We start from the raw sequence: 22936 nt of genomic DNA, 5'->3' as shown, positions 1-22936 counted from the left end.
CTGTGTATTACTTCTTCACTTGCTCACGATTTCGTATATATATCAGCTGCAGCCCCTTTAGGGTCAAAAATGGCTCAACAACGTCAATGACAGTAGACTCATTAGCAATTAGGGTAGCCAGTCCGCCTGTCGCTATTACCGTTGGTTCTAGATTACTTTGCGCCTTAATTCGATTAACGATTCCTTCAACCTGTCCAACATACCCATATAAAATACCAGACTGCATGGCAGATACCGTATTTTTCCCAATGATTCCTTCAGGTCGGCTGATTTCTATCCTGGGAAGTTTGGCTGCTTTTGAATAAAGTGCTTCTGTGGAAATGTTTATACCCGGAGCAATTGCTCCTCCCATGTATTGTTTATCCTCATTTATATAGCAATATGTAGTTGCCGTGCCAAAATCCACGATAATGAGAGGGCTTCCATATTCCTGAATGCCAGCAACAGCATTAACAATTCGGTCAGCTCCCACCTCACGGGGATTTTCGTATTTAATATTCAATCCAGTTTTAATTCCAGGTCCAACTATAAGCGGTTTAACTCCAAAGTATTTTTTGCACATACGTTCAAGTGCAAACATAATAGGCGGAACTACCGAAGAAATGATGATTCCATCAAATTGATCAAACGAAAGACCTTCATGTTGCAGCAAAGACTTTATGACCATTCCATACTCATCTTCTGTCTTGTTACGGCTAGTCTCAATTCGCCAATGATATTTTAAAATATCTTCATCGTATACGCCTAATACAGTATTCGTATTCCCAACATCCAATACAAAAATCATCGTTTCATCACTCCGGTAAATTATTCTCCAACATCATACCACACTGTTATTTCCCACGCTATCAGTCGCACTTTTCGAATGGTACCCCAGCATCTTTTTCTTATATCCCAAATTCATTTAAGGGTTAAGAAAAGGGTATTTCCGAGGCGGAAATACCCTTTTGAATTTAGTCGATTTAAGACTTTTTATTGTCATCTTCGTTCGGGAAGGAAAGCGGCTGATCTTGAGGTGTACCTTCTTTGATTGGAGGAGTATTCAATCCTTCCTCCGTTATTTCAAGGTCCTCAGGTCCTCTCTTATCCAATGGATCTAATAGGGCCTCTTTTTCTTCCTTCTTCGTATTGATGTTCACCTTGACATTCTCATCAGTGGTTAAATTCCCATTTAGAGCGGTATAATCCCGTTCTGGCAATTTTCCGTTATGAAATAAACTTTTGATTTGTTCAGCATCAAGTGTTTCCACTTCAAGCAAGGTTTTTGCAACCAAATCAAGTTTTTCACGATTTTCAGTAAGAATCTTCTTACATCTTTCGTAAGCTTCCCTGATGATACGTTGAATTTCAAGATCGATTTCATATGCGATTGCATCTGAATAATTTTGATCATTGTTGAAATCACGGCCTAGGAAGACCTGACCTTGAGAATTACCGAATTGAAGAGGTCCGAGCTTACTCATACCATATTCCATAACCATGCTTCGAGCTATGCCCGTTGCACGCTGGAAGTCATTATGAGCACCGGTACTCACTTCTCCGAATGTTACTTCTTCGGATACGCGGCCACCCAAAAGTCCTACGATTTTATCTTTAAGTTCAGGTTCCGTCATGAAGAAACGATCTTCTTTCGGCAGCATAACTGCATAACCGCCAGCTTGACCACGAGGGACAATCGTAACTTTATGAACGACTTCCGCATCATCCAGAACCAATCCAATAATGGTATGGCCCGCTTCATGCCATGCAACAATATTCCGTTCCTTTTTGGAAATCACACGATTTTTCTTGGCAGGCCCCGCGATAACGCGATCCGAAGCTTCATCCAAATCGGACATGTCGATCTTCTTCTTATCTTGACGGGCAGCTACAAGCGCCGCTTCATTCAGTAAGTTTTCAAGATCTGCACCAGAAAACCCTGGTGTACGCTGAGCGATTGCTTTCAAATCGACAGTTTCTGCTAAAGGTTTATTACGTGCATGCACTTTCAGGACTTCTTCACGGCCCTTAACATCAGGGCGGCCTACCGTTATTTGACGGTCAAAACGTCCTGGACGCAATAATGCAGGATCCAATACATCAGCACGGTTAGTTGCAGCAATGATAATGATTCCTTCATTCCCACCGAAACCATCCATTTCTACCAGTAGTTGGTTCAGTGTTTGTTCACGTTCATCATGACCGCCACCAAGACCTGCGCCCCGTTGACGTCCGACTGCATCAATTTCATCGATAAAGATGATACATGGTGCATTCTTCTTAGCATTTTCAAACAAATCACGAACACGGGATGCACCGACACCCACAAACATTTCAACAAAATCAGAACCACTGATTGAGAAGAAAGGAGTACCGGCTTCACCAGCTACTGCCCGTGCAAGTAAAGTTTTACCTGTACCAGGAGGCCCAACTAAAAGTACCCCTTTAGGAATACGGGCTCCGAGCTCGGCATATTTGCGAGGATCTTTTAAGAATTCAACGACCTCGACAAGTTCCTGCTTTTCTTCGTCCGCTCCGGCAACATCATTGAAGCGTACTTTTTTCTTATCATCATTATACAATTTCGCCTTACTTTTCCCGAAGTTCATGACACGGCCACCACCGCCGCCCTGAGCTTGGTTAAGTAAAAAGAAGAAGAGGATAAAAATGATTACAAATGGAATGATGGAAGTGAAAAATGTCACCCAACCACTTGTCTTTTCTGGAGGTTCAACAGTGATGATGTCTTTATCCAACTTGGTTACGGCATCATTAATTCGACTCTGCGAATATTCACTGAAAGGCACGTAAGTCACAAAGAATTTATTTTCCTCATAACCTTTGAGCTTCCCTGTGATTTCAAATACACTGCTTTCGGGCTGCATCGTTAGTGCTGTGACGTCCCCACTCTCCAAATGCTTATAGAATTCATCTTGGGTCATTTTCTCTGTTGGTTCATTGTTATTATTAAAGATGCTTACAATCCCAATGATGACCAAAAAGATCAGTAAATAAAATATGGTATTACGGAAGATCCGATTCATCCCTTACCTCCTCCCACGGGTAAACAAACTATAGTAAATACTATCATACAAAATTAATGAATTACAATAATTTAACACCGCTGTTTTTATCTGGTCTTCTCTTTCAAACAGGTACGATTAATTCGAGTAAATTTCAGGCTTCAATATGCCAATATACGGGAGATTACGATACTTTTCTGCAAAATCAAGACCATATCCGACAACAAATGCATCCGGAACGATAAACCCAGCATAGTCCGGAGTGATATCCGCTTTCCTGCCTGTTGGTTTATCCAATAGGGTAACGATTTTAATTGATTTTGCTTTTCGATAACGGAAAAGTTCCGCAAGATAGCTAAGGGTTAAACCGCTGTCGATAATATCTTCGATGATTAAAATATCCCGGCCTTCTACAGATGCATCAAGATCTTTGATGATTTTCACTTCACCGGAAGATACAGTGGAGTTACCATAGCTTGAAACATCCATAAAGTCCATTTCAAGATGTGTATCCACACGTTTCAGTAAATCTGACATAAATGGCATGGCGCCTTTCAGCACTCCGATGGCCAACGGGAACTTTCCTTGGTAATCAGCTTCAAGCTGCGCACCCAATTCCCTGATTTTTTTTTGAAGTTCTTCCTCAGTTATTAAAACTTTTTCAATGTCGTTTTGCATGGTCATTGTAATTAATTGCCCCCCATGAAGAATTAAGCTTTTTTATATTCTAAGTAGATTAAAGATTTTTCATCAGAAATTATATCCGGTTCAACATTCGATTTCTTTAAACCAGGAAGCCAAATGGCCGTTCCAGCTTGATCGATGATGACCGGCCACACATTTCTTTCTAGCATCGGGATCTTTTCATTAATAAAAATCTCCTTCAACTTTTTAGTTCCACCCAATCCCTTGACTGCCATCCGTTCGCCTTCATTCCTGGTTCGGGCTGTAAGCGGAAACTGAACTGCAGATTCGGGAAGTATAAAAGAATTGTTTCCTCTAAGAGCCGGAATTTCTTCTTTTATATAGTGCGCTTTAATCTTATATCCATTCGGAAGAATAGTCTCACCGGGAATTTGTAATTTAAGGGAATATTTATGGCTTTTTTGCCGGAAAAATCTAAACGTGCAAGTTTGATATGATTTTTCAGCAATAAGGCCCTCCGGAAGATGCAATTCAGCAGATGGTTGAGGATTTAAAAACAAAACTAAAAGTTGGTCAATATGTAATGCCGAAAGCGATGAAGGTCTCTCCAAATAAAGATAGTTTAATATTAGTTGAATCGCCCTTCTTTGTAAAGGTTTAGGCATCGCGAGAACCTTATCAATCTGAATAACCGCTTGATCTTTATCCTGTTGTATCCAAACCTCTGACATTTTGCTTGAAACCAGGTTCTGAAAAAACTCTTCATCTTCATAAAGCTCTTCACTGAATCTTTGAAAATGCTCATGAACCTTTCTATTTTCTTTCTTTAAAAATGGAAGGACTTCATGTCTAAAACGATTTCTTACATAGACATCTTTTTCGTTACTCGGATCAAACCTTGGTTCAATATTATGAAGACCCGCATATTCGATAATTTGGCTTTTCGTGATTTCAAGAAAAGGCCTGATCAGGTGACCGGTATGAAAACGTCTCTTTATAGGAATACCTGCTCTTGCCTTACCTGTCGCCCCTCTTGTTAAACGCATGAGCATCGTTTCAATTTGATCATCTCCATGATGTCCCAGGACAAGGGTGGAGGCTTGATGCTTATCCATCATTTCTTCATAGAAAGCAAAACGTAACTTTCTTGACGTTATTTGGGAACTTTCCCCCGTCTGTTCCATCCTGGCAGGAACATCGATCCTTTTTCCTTCAAATGCGATGCCCCACCGTATACATATTTGCTCTACATATTTATAATCCTCATATGATTCTTCACCACGGAACATATGGTCAACACTTGCAACAATCATCTCGTAATGAAAAATAGATTGAATTTCCTTAAGGATATGGAGAAGCACCAACGAGTCCGGTCCCCCGGAAACGCCTATGAGCAACTTCGAGTTTTCCTGAATCAATTCGTTTCTATAAATGGTGTTCAGAACTTTTTCCTTTAACATACAATCTTCCTTCTTTATGACAGGCATTAGTTTATACGATTCAAACATGAAATGGTTTCAACTATTCCACGCATTCATCAATTAACTATATCATAACAACTGTTCATATATGTAAAGAACATAGAGCATCGATATTATGGCAACCAGAAAAAAAGTTTCAAAAAAACCTCCCCTTTTCTTATTGGAGTAGTTTTGGGACCTTCTAGCTTGCCTCGTTGAGGGTTGGATTGTTGATGGCTGACCTGTCGCTGCCTGACTCTGGCCCTTTTTCTTCAAGTTATTTTGCTTACTTATCACAGTTATCAAATCCTCCCGCATTTGGAGGGCTGAATCATACTGCCCGTGGAGTGCTTTATCCAACATCTTTCTATATGGGTGCAATTCCTTTTTCTGCTTAATCAAGTCGTTAAGCTGTCTATACCCCTCCCCTTTCTTATGGAAACGTCCAGGATAGGCAGAATTGATTATAATCATCGCCACAGCGAACAAGTCATATTGCGGATCAGCCTTTCTTGATCCAAGTCCCCAGTACCCTCTATCGAAGAACTCGGTGAATTCTTTAACAGATCGCCCAATCAAGGTGGTTCCGCCTACATCCACGCACCGGACTTTATAGGCTGGTGAAGTCACTATCAAATTCTCAGGTTTTAAATCCCCGAACACCCAGCCATTAGTATGCAAGGAAGCCAAACTGGTTAAAAGCTGAAGCGTCAAGACCCCAATCCACGATGACCCTTTCTTATCGATGAAACGCAAAAAATCGTGTCCATGGATATATTCCATGACATAAAAAGGGAGCTGCTTTCCTGTTTTCATGAAATCATCCGCTTCCAAAAAGGAAGGTCCAAGGGTAGACCCCTGGACCTTTGAAAAGGATTTTAGGATATTCATCTCCGAAATAATGGACGTCCCATTATCACTGAGCTTTAAAGCATAATGACGATTTTCTCTTTCAACCAAATAGACGATCCCGTTCGCTCCACACCCCAATTCCTTAATTATTTTGTACTGGTTCTTATTCCATTTTCCAGTGACCAAACTGTCAGGCAGGAGTTTACATTGATTCCTCAAAGTATTGTTCATCATCATGTGATAACAATCCCCTCAATGAACGTTTTTTATTGAAAAATGTTAAAGCTTCACGAATGGCCGGACCTGTCGGAGTGAGTCCCCCAGTACTAAGCTTAGGAAAAGTTGCCGTCAAGGCTTCAAGGTTCGGGGTCCAATCCAGCAACTTTTCCACATCATTTCTTTTCCCAGGAAATACGAATACGGAAAAACGGCTGTCACCCATTCTTGCATTCATACTCAGGGAAAGATCCAATAAAGAATCTTTTACGGTAGGCAGTTTATGCTTCATGCTTGCACTGGTATCGACAAGAATCAGTACTTCGAGCTTGCTTGTTTCCCCAAGCTCATCAACCACCTCCATCACTTCCCCTCGTTTTTCCGGCGGAAGATCTTCCATCGTTCTTGAGTCTCCAAGTATTTGTTGAAGTTCACGATTGATAACTCCCTGTATAGTTTGAGTCATTGCCTTTTGGGTCACCATTTGGACGGTTTGGGACAACTGCTGTGCATAGACTATTTGACTTACGCCACCTCCTGAACCAGCAATCTTCTCTATTTCCTTAAGTCCCTTTTCATCTATCACATCATTTTCCATAACACCTATGACATTGATGGTTATACCTTGCTTCCTTGCTAATTCGGCCATGGCAGAAGGCTCCTCACCATGATTTGAACATCCGTCGGTTATAAGCAAAATCTGTCTTAATGTTCCTGCTTTCATGTTTTGCTCTCCCTTCCTTTCAATCTGTTACCATAATTGACTAAAAAGGGGGAATTTATACGCCAAAGACATACGCAATCAAGTCACATTCATGGCCTTGTGTTCATCTTTTTACCTTTTATCCGTCTTCCAATAAATCACCTCATTTATCGTTTTATTTATTTGATATATATAAACGGCCCCCTACTGGGCCTTTTTTCGTTTTGGAGAAACGGGAATCGATGCCCATTTCGGTGTATTGTGTTTAATTTTGGATGTTACCACTGTCATATCATCATCTATAATCCCTTTTGTTCGGATGACCTCCTCCAATATTAAATCGGAAATTTCCTGTGGATCGTCTGTCTCCATTTCTTTTATTTTTCGTTTAAGCCAGAACTCGATATTTTCGACATGGGAGGGACCATCGAATACTCCATCGCTCATCATGATTAATATATCCCCTGCCTTTAGCTCTTCTGATACAACATCAACATCGAAATCCTGGATGATTCCCATAGGGAGGTTACTCGATTCAATTTTTATTATCCTATCCCCCCTTTTAATGAAACTCGGTATCGAACAGATTTTTAAAAACTTAGCCCTTGCGTCCTGAAGATCAATCATTGCCAAATCAAGAGTTGAAAAAATTTCATCGGTAGTGCGTAGAGATAATACGGAGTTTACGGATTTAATGGCTATTTTTTCTTCTATTCCCGATTGTAAAAATTTTTGAAGCAGCTTCAATGTCTCTGTACTCTCAAAATGGGCCCTTTCCCCATTTCCCATGCCATCACTAATGGCTATTGCGAATTTTCCGCAACCAATTTCCATGGTCGTATAACTATCTCCTGAAACAAGCCCTCCCCCCTTGGCAGCATGAGCCACACCCGTTTCGACCGTGAATTTTTTTGCTGACCTAAATATCACCTCACATTGCCCGTTTGGATACGTTGCACACTCTTCTGAATGAACGACTATCGTTTCCCCTAAAATGTCCGAAAGCATTGGTGCTATTAACTTTTCACATTCCCCTCTGCCCTGGCAGTATGGGACACTCATCTCTATATCAACATTTCCTTGTTCTAGACTGTATATTTCAACATAGCCTATATGCAGGCCAAAATCCTGGATGGCCTCCATAATGGATTCTTCATGTACATGATGATTCTTCCTTTCCCTTTGAATTTCTTTTGCAAAATCATCCATTACTGCAGAAACGCCCCGCAGCTGATCCGCAACCAGTTTCCGGCTTTCTTTCACCTGCCTTTTTAACTTTTGGTTTGCTTCAAAATAAGTAAGCTCCTGTGATATCGCCCCAATGACCTGAGGTCCGCGACTACAATATTTCCCCCATTCTTTCGAAGTCTTTTGGGGTAGTTGCCCACCATTTTCACTTAACTGAAGCATAATTTCCTGCATACCTTCATAAGTTGTATTAAAGTTCTTGGACCAGCATTGTTCCTTTTTAAAACAGAGCTGGCACGTCTTTTCCGTTACATTACTTAAGAAGTAGTCGAATTCTTTCTCATCTTCCTCCAATCTCCCCCTTTCATCCACTTGGGAAAAGCTATTTGAGAGCGCCTCAAATACATGCGAGAATTGCTCCACCCTTTGAGCGGTAACATCCCTCACTTTCCGGGCATACTGCTGCTGTTCATCGGAATTCTCGACGGTTCCCGGTATATGTTTCGCTATTTTGTTGATTATGGATGTCGGTGTTAATATAAATAAAGCCACCGCTACAAGTGATTCATAAAGGGTCACCATAATATTATTGGTGCCCTCACCATATAAACCTATCAGTGTCGTAGCGATTAAGAGGCCTGCTGCGACCCCTATCTTCCTTCCCTCCTTCAACAACCCGCCCAAAAGCCCGGAAAAAGCGAGAAGGCTCATTTGATAAAGACTTGCGATACTTGCCAAGCTGAATATCAATCCAGTAACTACACCTACAGTGGAGCCTATGGCGGCCCCTCCCGCCAGCCCGAAGAGGAGGACCAAGTATCGTGAGAATATATGGTCGAGTGATAAATCGTATATCATCCAGCCTATGGTTCCGGTCATCACCGAAGCCAGCAAGATGATGATACTGACGATTTCCTCCGTCTTTAATGATTGGGTTTTTGTCCGTACGGTTAGCAGCGGGATGGACTGTATGAAGATTAAGGTTAAGATCATGGCGAGTCCCGCCTCTACTCCTATCATCATCAGGTCGTACAGCTGAATCGTTCGAAATACCAGATATTGCTCGGCCAGGTTGACCAGGAATAGTGAAGCAAAGACGTACATCGACATCGTCTTGAATTGTCCTTCTACGGCGGGCTTCTTGATCTTATGAAATAACAGAAGCAGGAACGCCGATGCAAAGATGACTAAACTATTGGAATAGTGAACGGTCAGCCCACCTGCAATCAATCCGAATAATGCAAGTGGAGCCCTGTCACGCCTCATGAGAAAAACGGCTGCGAAAAACGGAAGTCCAAATGGTGCCAGCTGCGAAAGAATTAATGCTCGTCCTAATAAAAAACCGATAATGGCTAAAGAGATACCTTTCTTTATGAATATGTCTTCCGACTTCATTTGCAGTTGTTGGATCCAATTGATGGCTCCTGCCTTCGCTTCTTTTAACTGAACATCTCCAAGCGGTTCCATCATGGGTCTTTCTACTTTTTCCATTTCAACACCCCATTCGTATTAGTGATTTTTATTATATAGAGGGCTTGTTTATTTTTTTGTCAGAATTTTATAAGCTGATAAGAAAAACGTTCGACGAAATTCTTCTTGAACAATCATTTGTATACAGGTTTTTGTGCCTTTTTTCCCAATACAGAAACAGGCGTTCTTTTATTTTTGAAGAAAAGCAAAGTTTTTAGGTTATTTTTGCGGAAAATAACATGAATAAATAATCAGGAAATGGAAACCGACAAATTTTATTTTTTTTGTTGACATTTTTTCTTCACGAATGTAAGATATAACTTGTGCTTCAGTAGCACATACCATTTTGGCGGCGTAGCTCAGCTGGCTAGAGCGTACGGTTCATACCCGTGAGGTCGGGGGTTCGATCCCCTCTGCCGCTATCCTTTATTATTAAAATCACGGCCCGTTGGTCAAGCGGTTAAGACACCGCCCTTTCACGGCGGTAACACGGGTTCGAATCCCGTACGGGTCATCAAATACCAAAAGCGCCTCTGCACACTTATCCGAGTAAGTGTACAGAGGCGCTTTTTCTATTTATTGCCGTTGAATTCAATTCGATGAGTAAAACCTTATAAAATTAAAAGAAGACAAGCCGGCAAGCTTGCCTTTATCTACACTATGAATAATTTCACAGGAAAAGTTGCTAAACTATTATTTTTCAGCAGCAGTTTTATCCGCGTCTTCCTCCTCGACCTCCCCGTTTCGTTTCTGTGCTACGTTTAAGGGTCGTTAAGCGGTCTTCGCTATCTTTTAAGAATTTAGCCATTTTTTGCTCAAAGTTTTCCTTGGGTTGGAAACCATTACTTTTCGAGCGGAAGTCTTTGGAACGGCTGTCATTCCCTCTTCCTTGGCGCGGACGTGGTGTGTATGCAGGTTTTTGCTCACTTTCAGGTCGGTCTATCGCTTTTTTTATGGACAAGCCAATCTTGCCATCTTTCACATTGATGACTTTCACCTCAACCGTATCGCCCACTTTTAAATGATCATTGATATCTTTTACATAGTTATCAGCCACTTCACTGATATGGACAAGACCGGTTGAACCTTGAGGGAGCTCAACAAATGCACCAAAATTAGTTATGCCTGTTACTTTACCTTGTAACTTGCTGCCTACTTCGATTGACATAAAAAAAATGTTCCTCCTTAGAAATGTTAAAAAATCTCTTCACACTATATTATAACGAAAGTAAAAAAATAGTGTCAATATTAGTCACTATCTTCCTTCCCTTTTGGAAGGGTAAAAATGATTTCACCTTTTTCAGATAAGAAGTAATCACGTCTGGCTATTTTCGCTATATAGTCGTCGTCATTTAGCTTCACGATTTCTTCTTTAAGAAGGGTCTCGTCTTTTTCCAATTTAGCTAACTTTCCCTTCAATTCTTCCTTCTGTTGAACTTTCTCATCCAGTGCAACATTTTGCGTTATGAGGGTGGAAATAGCCAAAATCAAAAAGACAGCGGCGAAAACTGAGTATAGAGTTAATCTACGCATTAGACCACGCTTCTTTTTTTCTACGGTTTGCACTTTTTTCTCTTCTTGAGCGACGTAGGGATTTTCTATTTTTGCCACTTTCCTTTTACGAAGGCTACTCATTTTTTATCGCTCCTCATTTCTTTTTAGTTCTCCATCTATTTAGCATTCTAATTATAGAATTCTTTATTTTCAATAAAATCCCTTTTCCTTTATTATAAAACTTCCCGACGTTTTTCGTAACAAAAACCGGCAATAAATTCCATATATGGGTCAGAATCCATTTTACTGGCCTCCAGAAAACATTTAATATAAAGAGAAGTATTTTCCCCGCCCATTTTAATAATGCTAAAACGAACTTTCCCATCCCGATGATGATGGCTATTAAAGATACTATTACCCATTTTATCGGAAGAAATATCAGCATGTGAACCGAATTCGTTATAAATCTCGCCAACTTTATCACCAGTATTATCAAAAACTCCAAAAACCGTTGATAGAAACCTTTGAAAAGTGCTTGATAAGCTGAAAAACCGCATAATAAGGCCAAAAATAAATAGAGGCGAAACTCCCCCTCATTCACTAAAAACAAAACATAAAAAATAAGGAGACCCTGAATGATCCAGAAAAGGAAGTCATGGATGAAAACAATCCACCTTTTCCTTTCTGAACGCTTCAGAAACCGGCTATACGTATCTAGGGCAGCTCCAAAGCCACTGCCCATGCCTATCATCGCAAGCAACGTATAAAATTGGATCGTTAAGGTCATTTGAACAATTTGCCAAAGAAGCCTTTAGCTTTCTCCCCTGATTGCTCATCTAAATAAACAAGGTCGAAAATTTTTCCCTTAATGGAAACAATGCCTTTATCAACGTCCAAATTCTTCATTTGCAAGTTTTGACCCCTGATGGATAAGAACCCCATTACCGTTTCGAGCAGAAACTCTTCATTATCAAAGCTTTCCACTTGTTTGACACCGGTAATATCAAGTAAACGGCGGCCTTTCATCATTACATCATGCTCTTGGATCGTTCCCTTTGTATAACTAGCATTCGGATCATTATATTGGCTCATTTTTTCATCCCTCACAGTACCACTGATTTTGTACAAGTGTATGTCCGTAAGAATGGAATTAGAACCAAGCCTGTCTTTACTCCTCCGCTAGCTTTTCTTCCTTTACGATGGTATACATGTCTGCAGCCGCTTCTTTTTTCGTCGTTTCTTGAATTTTATCGACTCGTACCGTAACCAGCTTTTGACCGAATCGGACAGTCAACTCATCACCATCTTTAACATTCGAACTTGCCTTTGCCTGTTGTCCGTTAATCGTGATTCTCCCTTTATCCGCGACTTCTTTCGCAAGCGTACGGCGCTTGATCAATCTTGAAACTTTTAGGAATTTATCTAATCTCATCGACATTCAAATCTCTCCCTTAATTAAAGTCCTTTAGCTTTTGCCTCATCCCAATATGAATCCAGTTCTTCCAATGTATAGTCCTCAAACTTCTTGTCTGCCCTTTGAATGCACTCTTCTATATATGTAAAACGCTGGTGAAATTTCTGGTTTGCTTTGTAGACGGCTTCTTCTGCTTGTATGTCATAATAACGTGAAATGTTGACAAGCGCAAAAAAGAGGTCGCCCAGTTCCGATTTGATTCTTTCGACATCCCTGTTTGGGGTTAATACTTCCTCCTCTAATTCCTTCACCTCTTCCAAAACCTTTTTCCAGGCTTCGGAAACCTCATCCCAATCAAATCCAACCTTCGCAGCCCTTTTTTGGTACTCCTCGGCCCGAAGTAAGTTTGGCAGCGATTTCTCAATACCATCGAGTATGGAATGCATAGCTTTTGGTTCGCTCCCCTTTTCTTCTTCTTTGATTTTCTGCCAATTCACCAACACATCTTCCTCGCCATTCACTTCAACATTTCCGAATACATGAGGGTGCCGTCGAACCATTTTTGCCGTAATGCCTTCAATTACATCATCTATCGTGAACATGCCCTCATCTTCACCGATTTGTGAATGAAGCATCACCTGAAGCAGAACATCCCCGAGTTCACCAACCATGCCCTCATCGTCCTCTTGATCGATGGAATCAATAAGCTCGTATGCCTCTTCTATTAGATATTTCTTCAAGCTTTCATGAGTTTGTTTCTTATCCCAAGGACATCCTTCTGGACCTCTAAGTTCTGCGATGATTTGACGCAGCTTGGAAAACTCCCGATACTGTAACGCTTCTTCTCTAACAGGCGGGACATAAACACTCGTCAAGTTACTTAACTCCATCTGACGGTCGAGTTCGAACAGGGCGCACTTTGTCACTTTTTCCTGACTGCTGCCTGCCGCTGTAACGATATATACCTCGTAGTCATCCGGAAGCTTTTCCATTAAAGTCAACTTCACATTCGATGCGCTGAATGCGTCATAAACCTGTCCGATTATAATATGCTGGGTAATGTGCAGATCATCGGGTGAAAGATCTGTACCATCCAACAACTGGAACCCTTCAATCGGATCGATTCTAACAGCCTGAAACAGGGGGTCAAGGAAACTTTGGCCGCCTTCCAGCTTAATGGCTATTCCAAGGGCCGGCCCCTTTTCGAGCAAAAGCTGAACCGTTTTTTCCGCAACCATGGGATGCCCTGGAACCGCGTATAGAACGGAGCGGTTTAAAGCCTCTTGTAATAATGTTCCGGCTATTTCTTCATATACCGCTTCAAATTGGTCGTGCTTTTCATATATCTCGTCAAAAGCCGTGAAATTGACTCCTTCTTTTTTCAAGTCCCCGATTACCGGATGATCCATCGTTCTGACGAAGCATTGTTCAATTTGTGTCAATTTTTTATAAATCCCTAGCGGTAACTGATCTAAATCCCCTGCACCAAGGCCTATTATAGTTATCTCATTCATGATTTCGTATACTCCTATTCGTCATTATAAATCGTTTAAGCTTTGAACCTGCAGGGATAAGTGAAAGTTCTTCTTCACCAAATAAGCCTGCACGAATTGCGGTCATCACAAAAACGGCTGCACCGATCCCCACACCGATCAGCGCTTGGATCGTAGCTAACATCCGGCTATCACCTGAAAACACCAATTGGAATATGGCATTGAATAAAACGACAACCGTACCCATGTAAATCGTACTCTTCAAGATTATTAACAGGTACTTCTTTTCAATTAATGTCTTTTTGATATGTACTCTCAAAACCGTATAAAATAATACTGTCATGATCATAAATGCAAGTACTGTTGCAGAGGCTGCTCCCGCAATTTTGTAATGGGGAACAAGAACAAGGTTCAACGCCCACTTGCTTCCCACCCCCACAATCGTAATGATCACCGGTACAAACGAATAGCCTAAACTTTGGATCACTGCCGCTTTTGCCATTATGAGGGATGTGAATAAAATCGATAAGGAAAAAATCGCTAAAGTAATTGTCCCTTTGGAATTCGTGAACAGCATATGATTGACCGGCTTCATCGTCACTATCAGCCCAATCGCAGCAGCGATTCCAATCGTCGTACTTACACGCAGCGCCAATTTGATCTTATTGACTAATTCTTGTTCACTTCTCTTCTGAACGAATCCGGATATTACAGGTACAAGCGCCAAAGCAAAAGAATTAGCCACGACTGTCCCTAGCTGAAGCAAAGGCTGTCCACGGTCATATACCCCTTTCCACTCTTTAGCTTCCCTTTCCCCCATCCCCGTTTCCCTTAGTAGAGAATACAGGTGTAGTGAGTCGACAAACTGAAACAAGATAAGGATCAAGCCAGTTATGCAAAACGCCAATCCTTGGAAAACCAGGACTTTTGAAATTTTGATGAAATTTACCGGTTTGATTTTCACTTGTGAAAAAAGCTTCCATTCTTCTCTTAAAATAACGAAAGCAATAAGCAGGACAAGGCCGGTTATGCCGCCGGTAATCGAACCGAAGACGGCGCCCTTACCGACCACATAAGGAGAGTAGCCTAGAGACACGAATATCGTTGAAAGCACCAGTATCGTCAATACACGGATGCATTGTTCAGCGACCTGCGAACTTGCCGTGGGTAACATGTTGTTTATTCCTTGAAAATAGCCTCTTAAAACAGATGAAATCGGCATTAATAAGTAGGAATAGGCAATGATTCTCAGCAGACTGGCTAAATCCGGATCCTTCATCCATCCGGCAATCCAATCAGCGCCCAGGAACAGTGCCGCAAACATCATGATTCCTATTGAACTTAAGACGACGAATGATGTCACTAAAATGTCCTTGACCTCAAAATTATTTTTAGAAGACTCCCGTTCTGCGATCAGTTTGGATATGACAACCGGGAAGCCTAGTGTGGATAATGTAAAGGCTACACCGTAGAAGGGATATACCTGCTGATAGATATAAAACCCGATGTCACCCGCAATGTTCTGATAAGGTATGCGATAGGCCGCGCTCAAAACTTTTACGATAATCGCTGCTGCGCTCAGGATCAGCGCACCTCGCAAAAGTTCATTTGATGTTTTATTAGGCTTTTCAGCCATTCTTTTTCCCCTTTTCACTCATATGTGGTAGTTATTATAGCATAATTCAAGTGGTTATTTTTCAATTGCAACCATACTGTTAATTAATTTCCATGTTCATCTCAAAGAATTCTCTTTATTGCCCTTCCCAATCCGTTTAACCTTTAAGAAAGAGCAAAAAGGACAGCGATTGCTGCCCTTTCCACCTTCAAAAAATATAATGGCATGTCCAAGCTTACTGTTCCATTTGTCTTGCTAGGAAACTTGCTGCTGTTTCAACCGATTTCTGTTCCACTTCACCAAGTGTACCTTCTTTAGAGAAAATCAGGACGGCGCCAATCGGGTCGCCACTCGCAATGATCGGAGCTGCAGTATACGATTGGACTTCTTCATCATTTGAATCAACGAAAGAAATTTGTCCGTTCGGAGATTCCAAGACAGGATTTCTTTCTTCCATGATTTTTTCCACTAGTTCACTAACGCTTTTATTTAAGTATTCTTTTTTGGAGCCGCCTGCCACTGCAATGTAAGTATCCCTGTCACAAATCATAACTGGATTTCCAAGGCTATCATAAAGTGCTTCTGCATATTCTCTTGCAAAATCGCCTAATTCACTAATAGGAGAGTATTTCTTTAAGATTACTTCTCCATCTCTATCCACAAAGATTTCCAAAGGATCCCCTTCACGAATACGGAGGGTCCTTCGAATTTCTTTCGGGATGACGACTCTTCCTAAATCATCAATTCGGCGAACGATACCAGTTGCTTTCATCTAATGTTGCCTCACTTTCATCTAATTGATTTGATAAATCCTCTTTTTGTAGCATAAAATCATCACCAGCTATTGTACTTAGTATTTTTCTAATGGTAAGTTCTATGCACTTTGAAAAAATTTTTCTTTTTGTTGCATTTTTTTACCATGGTATCTTAAAAACAATTTCTTCAAGAGGACAATCATTCACTTCAGTTTTTTGTGGCTTGAGTCTCTTTTTTTACATGCTGTAAACCCTTGGCCATCTCAAATAGTATGTTAAGCCATTTGCTTTGTTCTACACCTTTTATGTGCAGGACTAGCTTCATTCGATTTCCATCCATGCCGAAGCCGACCATACGGCCATACTTTGACCCCAGCTCAAACACCTTTTGTCCATCCACATCGCTGCTTACCTTTTCCCTGAGGAGAATGCTGATTTCCTGCTTCAATTGTTTAATGCTTTCAATTCCAGCCTTTTCAGCATATACCTTCATTTCGGCAATCATGAATAAATAGGCTACTTCTTCTGGATACTCTCCGAAACGATCGAGCATTTCATCTTGTAATTCTTCCACTTCTTCAAGAGAAGTAATGCCTCTGAACCTTTTATACATTTCTATTTTCTGATGTCCATCCATTATGTAGGGATCAGGGATATAAGCATCCACTTCAACGTCAATTTCAAGGGTGTTCTTTTCTTCGGTTGGCTGGTCATTACGTTTCGCGTCAACTGCTTCTTTCAACATTTGTGAGTACAAATCAAAACCAACTGAATCGATGAAGCCATGTTGTTGAGCCCCTAGAATATTTCCAGCTCCCCTGATGGATAAATCACGCATCGCGATTTTGAATCCTGAACCCAACTCTGTAAATTCCTTAATGGATTGAAGACGTTTTTCCGCCACTTCCGTCAACACTTTATCTTTCCTATAAGTAAAGAATGCATATGCAACCCGATTGGATCGCCCTACACGGCCACGTAGCTGATAGAGCTGTGAAAGTCCCATTCTATCCGCTTCATTCACTATAAGCGTATTGACATTCGGGATATCAACACCCGTCTCTATAATGGTAGTACTTACCAAAACATCATATTCGCCTTCCAAAAAGCCGAACATAACCGCTTCCAGCTCTTGCTCTGTCATTTGCCCATGAGCAAAGGTGACTCGGGCATCGGGCACCAGCATGGAAATTTCTTCTGCTTTTCTTGCTATATCCTCTACCCGATTGTAAAGGAAATAAACCTGACCATCCCTGGCCAATTCCCGTTCTATCGCTTCCGTTACCAACGAGCCATTATACTCCATGACATAAGTTTGGATCGGGAACCGGTTCTCAGGCGGTGTTTCGATGACGGACAGATCCCTCACGCCCAACATGGACATATGAAGGGTCCTCGGAATCGGTGTCGCAGTCAAAGTCAGTACATCCACATTAGTTTTTAAGCGTTTGATCTTCTCCTTATGTGTAACGCCAAAACGCTGTTCTTCGTCAATGATAAGCAAACCCAAATCGCGATACACTATATCTTTGGATAAAATCCTGTGCGTGCCAACCACAATATCAACCGTGCCGGCCTTCAATCCTTTAATCGTCTCCGTTTGCTGTTTTTTCGTCCGGAAACGGCTCATATGACCAATCGAAATGGGATAATCCTGAAAACGCTCCCTTAGTGTTTCATAATGCTGCTGGGCGAGGATGGTGGTCGGAACAAGAAATGCAACCTGCTTGCCATCCATTATGGCTTTAAAAGCGGCACGGATGGCTACCTCTGTCTTTCCATATCCAACATCTCCGCATAATAAACGATCCATCGGCCGTTCCCGTTCCATATCCTTTTTGATTTCGACTATAGAACGTAATTGATCCTCCGTTTCGTTATAAGCGAATGATGTTTCGAAATCTCTCTGCATATCACCATCAGGTGAAAAGGCATAGCCCTTGGCCGCTTCCCTTTCTGCGTATAACTTGATTAAATCATCAGCAATGTTCTCAACGGATGATTGAACTTTACTTTTGACACGTTTCCATTCCGTTCCACCTAGCTTATAAAGCTTCGGTTCTTTCCCTTCAGAACCGACATATTTTTGCACAAGATCTATTTGGTCGACAGGAACATACAATTTGTCATCCGCTTGATAACGAATATGTAGGTAATCTTTATGGACCCCATTTATCGTAAGGGTTTCAATTCCCAAATATTTACCGATACCATGGTTAACATGAACGACATAGTCACCGATCTTCAGTTCGGAATAACTCTTGATTCGCTCCGCATTCGATAGTTTCTGTCTCCGTATCGATTTCTTTGATTTCTTATTAAACAATTCCGTTTCCGTAATGATACTGAATTTCTGCATGGGTAATTCAAAGCCGCTATTAAGGCTGCCTCGTAAAATCTGTACTTTACCTGGAAGAATGCTGTTCGCATCAAACAGTTCTGTGGCCTCTATATCATAATCGGCTAAAACCGAATGCAGCTTTTTTACCCGTTCTTCATCCTGTCCAAGTATGACGACTGTATATTTCCCTTTTTTCCAACGTTCCAGTTCAGCTTTGAACACATTCATCTGTCCATGGAAATTTTGCATTTGTTTACTGGCAAAATTCAGGATATTCTGAGGATTCGTATGCGGTACATGCCGTAAAAACAATGAAAGATATATAAACGGCCTGCTGGATTTCATTATTAATTCCTGCATGGGATGAGCCAATTTTACGTCATGGATAATCTGTCCCTGACTTAAAAGGTCTGTGTACCAACCAGCCTCTTCCTTTTCCAATGAATCATTGATTTCCTGGATTCTACTGATCTCATCTAAGAAAACCAAACCGTTTACCGGTAAATAATCTATTAAACTAGCTGGATCTTCATAAGCCAAACTTAAGTATTTAAAGATTTGGTCGGGTTTATTTCCCATTTTCAGCTGTTCTAGTTCATAGCTGATCGTTTGAACCAGTTGTTCCTTTGTTTTCTCATCTTTAAGTTTCTTCAAGCTTTTACTTAATCCGCTCTCGAGCCTTGTTATGATTCTTTCGATATGCTCTGTCTCTAGCAAGGCCTCACTGACGGGACCAATCATCACTTTCTTGAGTTTTTCGATGGATCGCTGATCTTCGCTTGAAAAAGTCCTTATTGAATCTATTTCGGTATCGAATAACTCTATTCGTATTGGATTAGGTTCCGTGATCGGATAAATATCGATTATACCGCCACGGATACTGAATTCACCTGGTGAAGCAACCATTTCAGACCGGTTATAACCCATAGCAATGAATTTATTCAGTGTTGGTTCGAGCTCGATGTCTTCCCCTAAATTAAACGTAAGCTGATGCCTCTTCCAAATATCTTTAGAAGGAAGCACACGACGGACCCCGGGAATTGGCGCAATGACAATCCCTTTCTTTCCCTCAGCCCAAAAGTTTAATGCCTCTACTCGTTGGGCCCTTAATTCCGGACTAGCCACACTCAAATCGGCCGCAATCAATTCATTGGCGGGATATATATATAATTCTTCCTCGGGAATGAAACTGGATAAATCCTCATGGAATTTTTGTGCTTGCAATAAATTATGGGTAACTAATAAAATCGGCCTATTCGTTTTTTCATATACGGAAGCCAGCAATAGTGATCTCGAGGAACCTGTCAGACCAGAGACTATTTGTTCCTTAAGTCCTTCATCAATGCCGGCGATTAACGAATGAACATCATCTTGTTTGGAGAACAAGTTTTGCAATCCATTCATTTTCTTTCCCCCCTCTCTTTAACGTGCGAAAACCATTTGTAATCCTTGTATTTAAACTTGGCCAATTCAACCAAGCGTCCTCTTTATTAACGGCAATTTTTCATTTTACGTGCCTTAGTAAACCAGACAAACGGAAAAATGCTTTGGATTTTGTCCAAAGCCCTCTCCCGCTAATGAATAATATAATCGTTTTCATATAATTCAGGGTTCCTTTGCAGCGATTCATGACAATCTTCACATATCGCCCTTACATGCATATCCCCTTCAGAATCATAAACGATCATCTCTTGTCGCTCTTCATCGGTAAGTTGATTAAAACCTAACTGCTCCGTACTCAGTGAGTGTGCCTCGATTGAGCCCAGCTTAGTTCCGCAATGTCGGCATCGATAATGGAGAGCCATTTCGTAACCCCCTATTTTTGTAATAGTGTTAGTATGTACAATTAGAGGGGATTTATTCAGCGAAACAGGAAGATATTATTCTTTACTTATATCTACTCTTTGCTTATTGGTTATATTCGTTCATGACCTGTATAAATGGTTTTTCCATCCAAGCTTCACAAGAAGCCGCGCTTTTTTCGATCGTTGCCCCTACATGATCCCATTCTTCAGGCGAAAAACGTCCTAATACATAATCAGGTACTGGAATACGGCCAATCGGGCGGCCAATGCCTATTCTGATGCGATTGAATTCTTGCGTACCCAAATGAGCTATTGAAGATTTTATCCCATTATGACCGCCTGCACTTCCTTTTTGACGCAGGCGAAGCTTCCCTGGAGGCAAATCAAGGTCATCATATATAATGACCACATCCGCGATCTCCACCTTAAAGAAATGCATAACAGCCGAAATGGATTCTCCTGATAAATTCATGTAAGTTAAGGGTTTAAGCAATAAAACTTTTTCTCCCTTTACCATTCCTACACCATAGATACCCTTGTGTTTTGCTTGATCAAGTGGAATTGACCATTTTCTGGATAACTCATCTATTACTTCAAAGCCGACGTTATGCCGAGTTTTTTCATATTGTTTACCTGGGTTCCCTAACCCTACAATAATTTTCATGATTCACACTCCGTCATTACGGTTATTTAGGGAGTTACGTCGGGACGAAGTTTTTCCAAGCTTATTGACCTTAGAAAAATAGTACCCTAATTTCAAGCTGGCCTGCAAGCGACCGGAGAACTAATTAGAAAAAAATCCTAATTAAAGGAATCAGTTCCGGAAAATGGCCCTGTTTAAATTGACGCATCCAGAGATTGAAAAGACGTAACTCATTAAGAGCTACGCCTATTATATCACGATTCACTTGTTTAATCCCTGCATCATGACTCTGGTGATGCCTTGGTCTCCCTGCCCTCTTCATTTTCAGGTATACCGCCATCTTGCTGTTCACCTGTACTTATTTCCTCTTCCTGACGAGGAGCCAAAACAGATGCAACTACTTCCTCACTATCGTTGTCGATTGTAACTTGCTTATTCGTTTGGATATCAGATATGTAGATTGTATCCCCTACCTGAAGTTCGGTAACGTCAACATCGATGGAGTCAGGAATGTCATTCGGTTTAGCCGTAACCGTCACTTCATGAAGAGACTGCTGAAGGACCCCACCGTCTTTCACGCCTTTACAAACTCCGACAAGGTTAATGCGAACTTGTGCCTGTAATTGAGCGGACATATCTACAATTAAAAAGTCTGCATGATAAATGGAGTTCTTTATAGGATCCTTTTGATAGTCAGAGAGCATGACTTTATAACTCGTTCCTTCCAAGTCCAAAGAAATGATACCATTACGGCCTATTTCCTTGATTGTCTTTTGAAGCTCAATATTATTGACTGAAATGGCTGTACTGTCATTTTTATTGCCATATACAATCGCAGGGATTTCGCCGCTTTCCCTCAAATTCCTTAAATTAGAGTGTTTTGAATCCGTACGTTCTTTTGCAGCTAATATATTACTCATACATCCTCCGCCTTCCTAAATATGAATTACAAGTCTCTCTATATTTAACATTTCCCTAAATGGCGAATCATTAAACATGAAAGGTAAAATCTGAAGGCTGCCACAAGAAGCTAAACATATGGTAAACATAGGAATTCACCGTATAATCTTTTTTCTTGAATTTAAGCGTGAATCGCTTTGTTTTCCCTTTCCCCCTCAACTTGCATGACTCGGTTAAGGATTTGGGCTGCTAGTGAGGAATATTGAATGCTATCCTTTTTCCGTGGTCTCGGCAGATTGATTTCCTTATTCATGGCGACTTTGCCTTCCTCAATTAATATGACACGGTCGGCAAGCAGTACGGCTTCTTCAACATCATGTGTAACAAGTAAGGCAGTAAAATTCCTTTTCCTCCATAATTCTTCAATCAGCCTTTGCATGCCAATTCTCGTCAAAGCATCCAATGCCCCTAACGGCTCATCCAAGAGGAGAATGTCAGGTTGGTTCACCAATGCCCTCGCTAAGGCTACCCTTTGCTTCTGCCCACCAGATAAAACGGACGGCCAATCATTTGCTCGATCTGCAAGGCCCACTTGCTCCAGTAATTCCATAGCATTTGACTTCCAATCCCCTTTTAAGCCGATACCAATATTTTGAAGGATTCTTTTCCAAGGAAAAAGCCTTCCATCCTGAAACATCGTACGTGACGATTTATTCAATCCATTCAATGGTTTTCCATTCACCAGTATCTTCCCGCCCGTCGGCTTTTCCAGTCCTGCCACAAGACGCAGCAAGGTGCTCTTTCCACATCCACTCTTACCGACAATGGCTACGAATTCCCCTTTTTTAAAAGTGAGATCCATTCCCTTTAAAACTTCAAACTCCCCAAACCCCTTTCTTACGCCCTGCAATTCCAACGAATTTCCATTTTTCATATTAAT

General features: G+C 41.1%; 20 protein-coding genes and 2 tRNA genes. 2 read left to right on the top strand and 20 right to left on the bottom strand.

What is annotated here, in order from left to right; all coding sequences use genetic code 11:
* Positions 1-7: 7 nt before the first annotated feature.
* The 7 genes from QUF78_RS01155 to spoIIE all read right to left on the bottom strand — a co-directional run bounded on the left by QUF78_RS01155 (position 8) and on the right by spoIIE (position 9557).
* Entirely contained in the window at positions 8-787 is a 780-nt protein-coding gene (locus QUF78_RS01155; protein ID WP_289323308.1) for a type III pantothenate kinase, read from the bottom strand.
* Positions 788-962: 175 nt separating this feature from the next.
* The gene (ftsH, locus tag QUF78_RS01150) at positions 963-3023 is read right to left on the bottom strand and encodes an ATP-dependent zinc metalloprotease FtsH (RefSeq protein WP_289314076.1); all 2061 of its coding nucleotides are present in this window, start codon (positions 3021-3023) and stop codon (positions 963-965) included.
* A 117-nt stretch (positions 3024-3140) separates the two neighbouring features.
* Entirely contained in the window at positions 3141-3680 is a 540-nt protein-coding gene (hpt, locus tag QUF78_RS01145; RefSeq protein ID WP_064462624.1) for a hypoxanthine phosphoribosyltransferase, read from the bottom strand.
* A 32-nt stretch (positions 3681-3712) separates the two neighbouring features.
* Positions 3713-5107 (bottom strand): tRNA lysidine(34) synthetase TilS, encoded by a 1395-nt coding sequence (gene tilS, locus QUF78_RS01140; RefSeq protein ID WP_289323307.1) that lies wholly within the window; start codon positions 5105-5107, stop codon positions 3713-3715.
* A 90-nt stretch (positions 5108-5197) separates the two neighbouring features.
* Positions 5198-6190 carry a protein kinase domain-containing protein gene (locus QUF78_RS01135; RefSeq protein ID WP_353957884.1) on the bottom strand — a complete coding sequence of 331 codons (993 nt, stop codon included), beginning with the start codon at positions 6188-6190 and terminating at the stop codon, positions 5198-5200.
* Complete coding sequence (locus tag QUF78_RS01130) at positions 6162-6899, bottom strand: VWA domain-containing protein (RefSeq protein WP_353957883.1); 738 nt, start codon at positions 6897-6899, stop codon at positions 6162-6164. The genes QUF78_RS01135 and QUF78_RS01130 overlap by 29 nt, the downstream gene beginning before the upstream one ends.
* Positions 6900-7082: 183 nt before the next feature.
* Entirely contained in the window at positions 7083-9557 is a 2475-nt protein-coding gene (gene spoIIE / locus QUF78_RS01125) for a stage II sporulation protein E (protein ID WP_289323306.1), read from the bottom strand.
* Positions 9558-9884: 327 nt separating this feature from the next.
* Between spoIIE and QUF78_RS01120 the strand changes: the two genes are divergently transcribed.
* A tRNA-Met gene (locus QUF78_RS01120) sits at positions 9885-9958 on the top strand.
* A 20-nt stretch (positions 9959-9978) separates the two neighbouring features.
* Positions 9979-10050: transfer RNA gene (locus tag QUF78_RS01115), tRNA-Glu, on the top strand.
* Between the two features lie 198 nt (positions 10051-10248).
* Here the strand turns inward: QUF78_RS01115 and QUF78_RS01110 are convergent.
* From QUF78_RS01110 to QUF78_RS01050, 13 genes are all read right to left on the bottom strand, one after another.
* Positions 10249-10704 carry a S1 domain-containing RNA-binding protein gene (locus QUF78_RS01110; protein ID WP_289314079.1) on the bottom strand — a complete coding sequence of 152 codons (456 nt, stop codon included), beginning with the start codon at positions 10702-10704 and terminating at the stop codon, positions 10249-10251.
* A gap of 80 nt (positions 10705-10784) precedes the next feature.
* Entirely contained in the window at positions 10785-11171 is a 387-nt protein-coding gene (locus QUF78_RS01105) for an FtsB family cell division protein (protein WP_289323305.1), read from the bottom strand.
* A gap of 13 nt (positions 11172-11184) precedes the next feature.
* Complete coding sequence (gene yabQ / locus QUF78_RS01100; RefSeq protein WP_289323304.1) at positions 11185-11817, bottom strand: spore cortex biosynthesis protein YabQ; 633 nt, start codon at positions 11815-11817, stop codon at positions 11185-11187.
* Positions 11814-12122 (bottom strand): sporulation protein YabP, encoded by a 309-nt coding sequence (yabP, locus tag QUF78_RS01095; protein ID WP_289323303.1) that lies wholly within the window; start codon positions 12120-12122, stop codon positions 11814-11816. Before yabP ends, yabQ begins: the two co-directional genes overlap by 4 nt.
* A gap of 76 nt (positions 12123-12198) precedes the next feature.
* Positions 12199-12462 (bottom strand): RNA-binding S4 domain-containing protein, encoded by a 264-nt coding sequence (locus QUF78_RS01090; RefSeq protein ID WP_034316386.1) that lies wholly within the window; start codon positions 12460-12462, stop codon positions 12199-12201.
* Positions 12463-12485: 23 nt separating this feature from the next.
* Positions 12486-13958 carry a bifunctional methyltransferase/pyrophosphohydrolase YabN gene (yabN, locus tag QUF78_RS01085; protein WP_289323302.1) on the bottom strand — a complete coding sequence of 491 codons (1473 nt, stop codon included), beginning with the start codon at positions 13956-13958 and terminating at the stop codon, positions 12486-12488.
* Positions 13951-15573, bottom strand: coding sequence for a putative polysaccharide biosynthesis protein (locus tag QUF78_RS01080; protein WP_289323301.1), 1623 nt, complete (start codon positions 15571-15573; stop codon positions 13951-13953). The genes yabN and QUF78_RS01080 overlap by 8 nt, the downstream gene beginning before the upstream one ends.
* Positions 15574-15787: 214 nt before the next feature.
* Positions 15788-16324, bottom strand: coding sequence for a stage V sporulation protein T (gene spoVT / locus QUF78_RS01075; RefSeq protein ID WP_289314085.1), 537 nt, complete (start codon positions 16322-16324; stop codon positions 15788-15790).
* A gap of 191 nt (positions 16325-16515) precedes the next feature.
* A complete protein-coding gene (gene mfd / locus QUF78_RS01070; RefSeq protein WP_289323300.1) occupies positions 16516-20052 on the bottom strand; it encodes a transcription-repair coupling factor in 3537 nt (1178 codons plus the stop codon).
* A 170-nt stretch (positions 20053-20222) separates the two neighbouring features.
* Positions 20223-20453, bottom strand: coding sequence for an anti-sigma-F factor Fin (fin, locus tag QUF78_RS01065; RefSeq protein ID WP_061440335.1), 231 nt, complete (start codon positions 20451-20453; stop codon positions 20223-20225).
* A 103-nt stretch (positions 20454-20556) separates the two neighbouring features.
* Positions 20557-21117 (bottom strand): aminoacyl-tRNA hydrolase, encoded by a 561-nt coding sequence (gene pth / locus QUF78_RS01060; protein WP_289323299.1) that lies wholly within the window; start codon positions 21115-21117, stop codon positions 20557-20559.
* Between the two features lie 260 nt (positions 21118-21377).
* Entirely contained in the window at positions 21378-22016 is a 639-nt protein-coding gene (locus QUF78_RS01055) for a 50S ribosomal protein L25/general stress protein Ctc (protein WP_289323298.1), read from the bottom strand.
* Between the two features lie 161 nt (positions 22017-22177).
* Positions 22178-22930 (bottom strand): ATP-binding cassette domain-containing protein, encoded by a 753-nt coding sequence (locus QUF78_RS01050; RefSeq protein WP_289323297.1) that lies wholly within the window; start codon positions 22928-22930, stop codon positions 22178-22180.
* Positions 22931-22936 lie beyond the last annotated feature (6 nt).

Source organism: Peribacillus sp. ACCC06369 (assembly GCF_030348945.1).
Classification (GTDB): domain Bacteria; phylum Bacillota; class Bacilli; order Bacillales; family DSM-1321; genus Peribacillus.
This window is presented reverse-complemented; position numbering and strand designations above follow the sequence as displayed.

Excerpts from the sequence above, each read along its gene's own strand:
- QUF78_RS01155 (WP_289323308.1), bottom strand. The coding sequence starts at position 787 with ATGATTTTTGTATTGGATGTTGGGAATACGAATACTGTATTAGGCGTA.
- ftsH (WP_289314076.1), bottom strand. The coding sequence starts at position 3,023 with ATGAATCGGATCTTCCGTAATACCATATTTTATTTACTGATCTTTTTG.
- hpt (WP_064462624.1), bottom strand. The coding sequence starts at position 3,680 with ATGCAAAACGACATTGAAAAAGTTTTAATAACTGAGGAAGAACTTCAA.
- tilS (WP_289323307.1), bottom strand. The coding sequence starts at position 5,107 with ATGTTAAAGGAAAAAGTTCTGAACACCATTTATAGAAACGAATTGATT.
- QUF78_RS01135 (WP_353957884.1), bottom strand. The coding sequence starts at position 6,190 with ATGAACAATACTTTGAGGAATCAATGTAAACTCCTGCCTGACAGTTTG.
- QUF78_RS01130 (WP_353957883.1), bottom strand. The coding sequence starts at position 6,899 with ATGAAAGCAGGAACATTAAGACAGATTTTGCTTATAACCGACGGATGT.
- spoIIE (WP_289323306.1), bottom strand. The coding sequence starts at position 9,557 with ATGGAAAAAGTAGAAAGACCCATGATGGAACCGCTTGGAGATGTTCAG.
- QUF78_RS01110 (WP_289314079.1), bottom strand. The coding sequence starts at position 10,704 with ATGTCAATCGAAGTAGGCAGCAAGTTACAAGGTAAAGTAACAGGCATA.
- QUF78_RS01105 (WP_289323305.1), bottom strand. The coding sequence starts at position 11,171 with ATGAGTAGCCTTCGTAAAAGGAAAGTGGCAAAAATAGAAAATCCCTAC.
- yabQ (WP_289323304.1), bottom strand. The coding sequence starts at position 11,817 with ATGACCTTAACGATCCAATTTTATACGTTGCTTGCGATGATAGGCATG.
- yabP (WP_289323303.1), bottom strand. The coding sequence starts at position 12,122 with ATGAGCCAATATAATGATCCGAATGCTAGTTATACAAAGGGAACGATC.
- QUF78_RS01090 (WP_034316386.1), bottom strand. The coding sequence starts at position 12,462 with ATGAGATTAGATAAATTCCTAAAAGTTTCAAGATTGATCAAGCGCCGT.
- yabN (WP_289323302.1), bottom strand. The coding sequence starts at position 13,958 with ATGAATGAGATAACTATAATAGGCCTTGGTGCAGGGGATTTAGATCAG.
- QUF78_RS01080 (WP_289323301.1), bottom strand. The coding sequence starts at position 15,573 with ATGGCTGAAAAGCCTAATAAAACATCAAATGAACTTTTGCGAGGTGCG.
- spoVT (WP_289314085.1), bottom strand. The coding sequence starts at position 16,324 with ATGAAAGCAACTGGTATCGTTCGCCGAATTGATGATTTAGGAAGAGTC.
- mfd (WP_289323300.1), bottom strand. The coding sequence starts at position 20,052 with ATGAATGGATTGCAAAACTTGTTCTCCAAACAAGATGATGTTCATTCG.
- fin (WP_061440335.1), bottom strand. The coding sequence starts at position 20,453 with ATGGCTCTCCATTATCGATGCCGACATTGCGGAACTAAGCTGGGCTCA.
- pth (WP_289323299.1), bottom strand. The coding sequence starts at position 21,117 with ATGAAAATTATTGTAGGGTTAGGGAACCCAGGTAAACAATATGAAAAA.
- QUF78_RS01055 (WP_289323298.1), bottom strand. The coding sequence starts at position 22,016 with ATGAGTAATATATTAGCTGCAAAAGAACGTACGGATTCAAAACACTCT.
- QUF78_RS01050 (WP_289323297.1), bottom strand. The coding sequence starts at position 22,930 with ATGAAAAATGGAAATTCGTTGGAATTGCAGGGCGTAAGAAAGGGGTTT.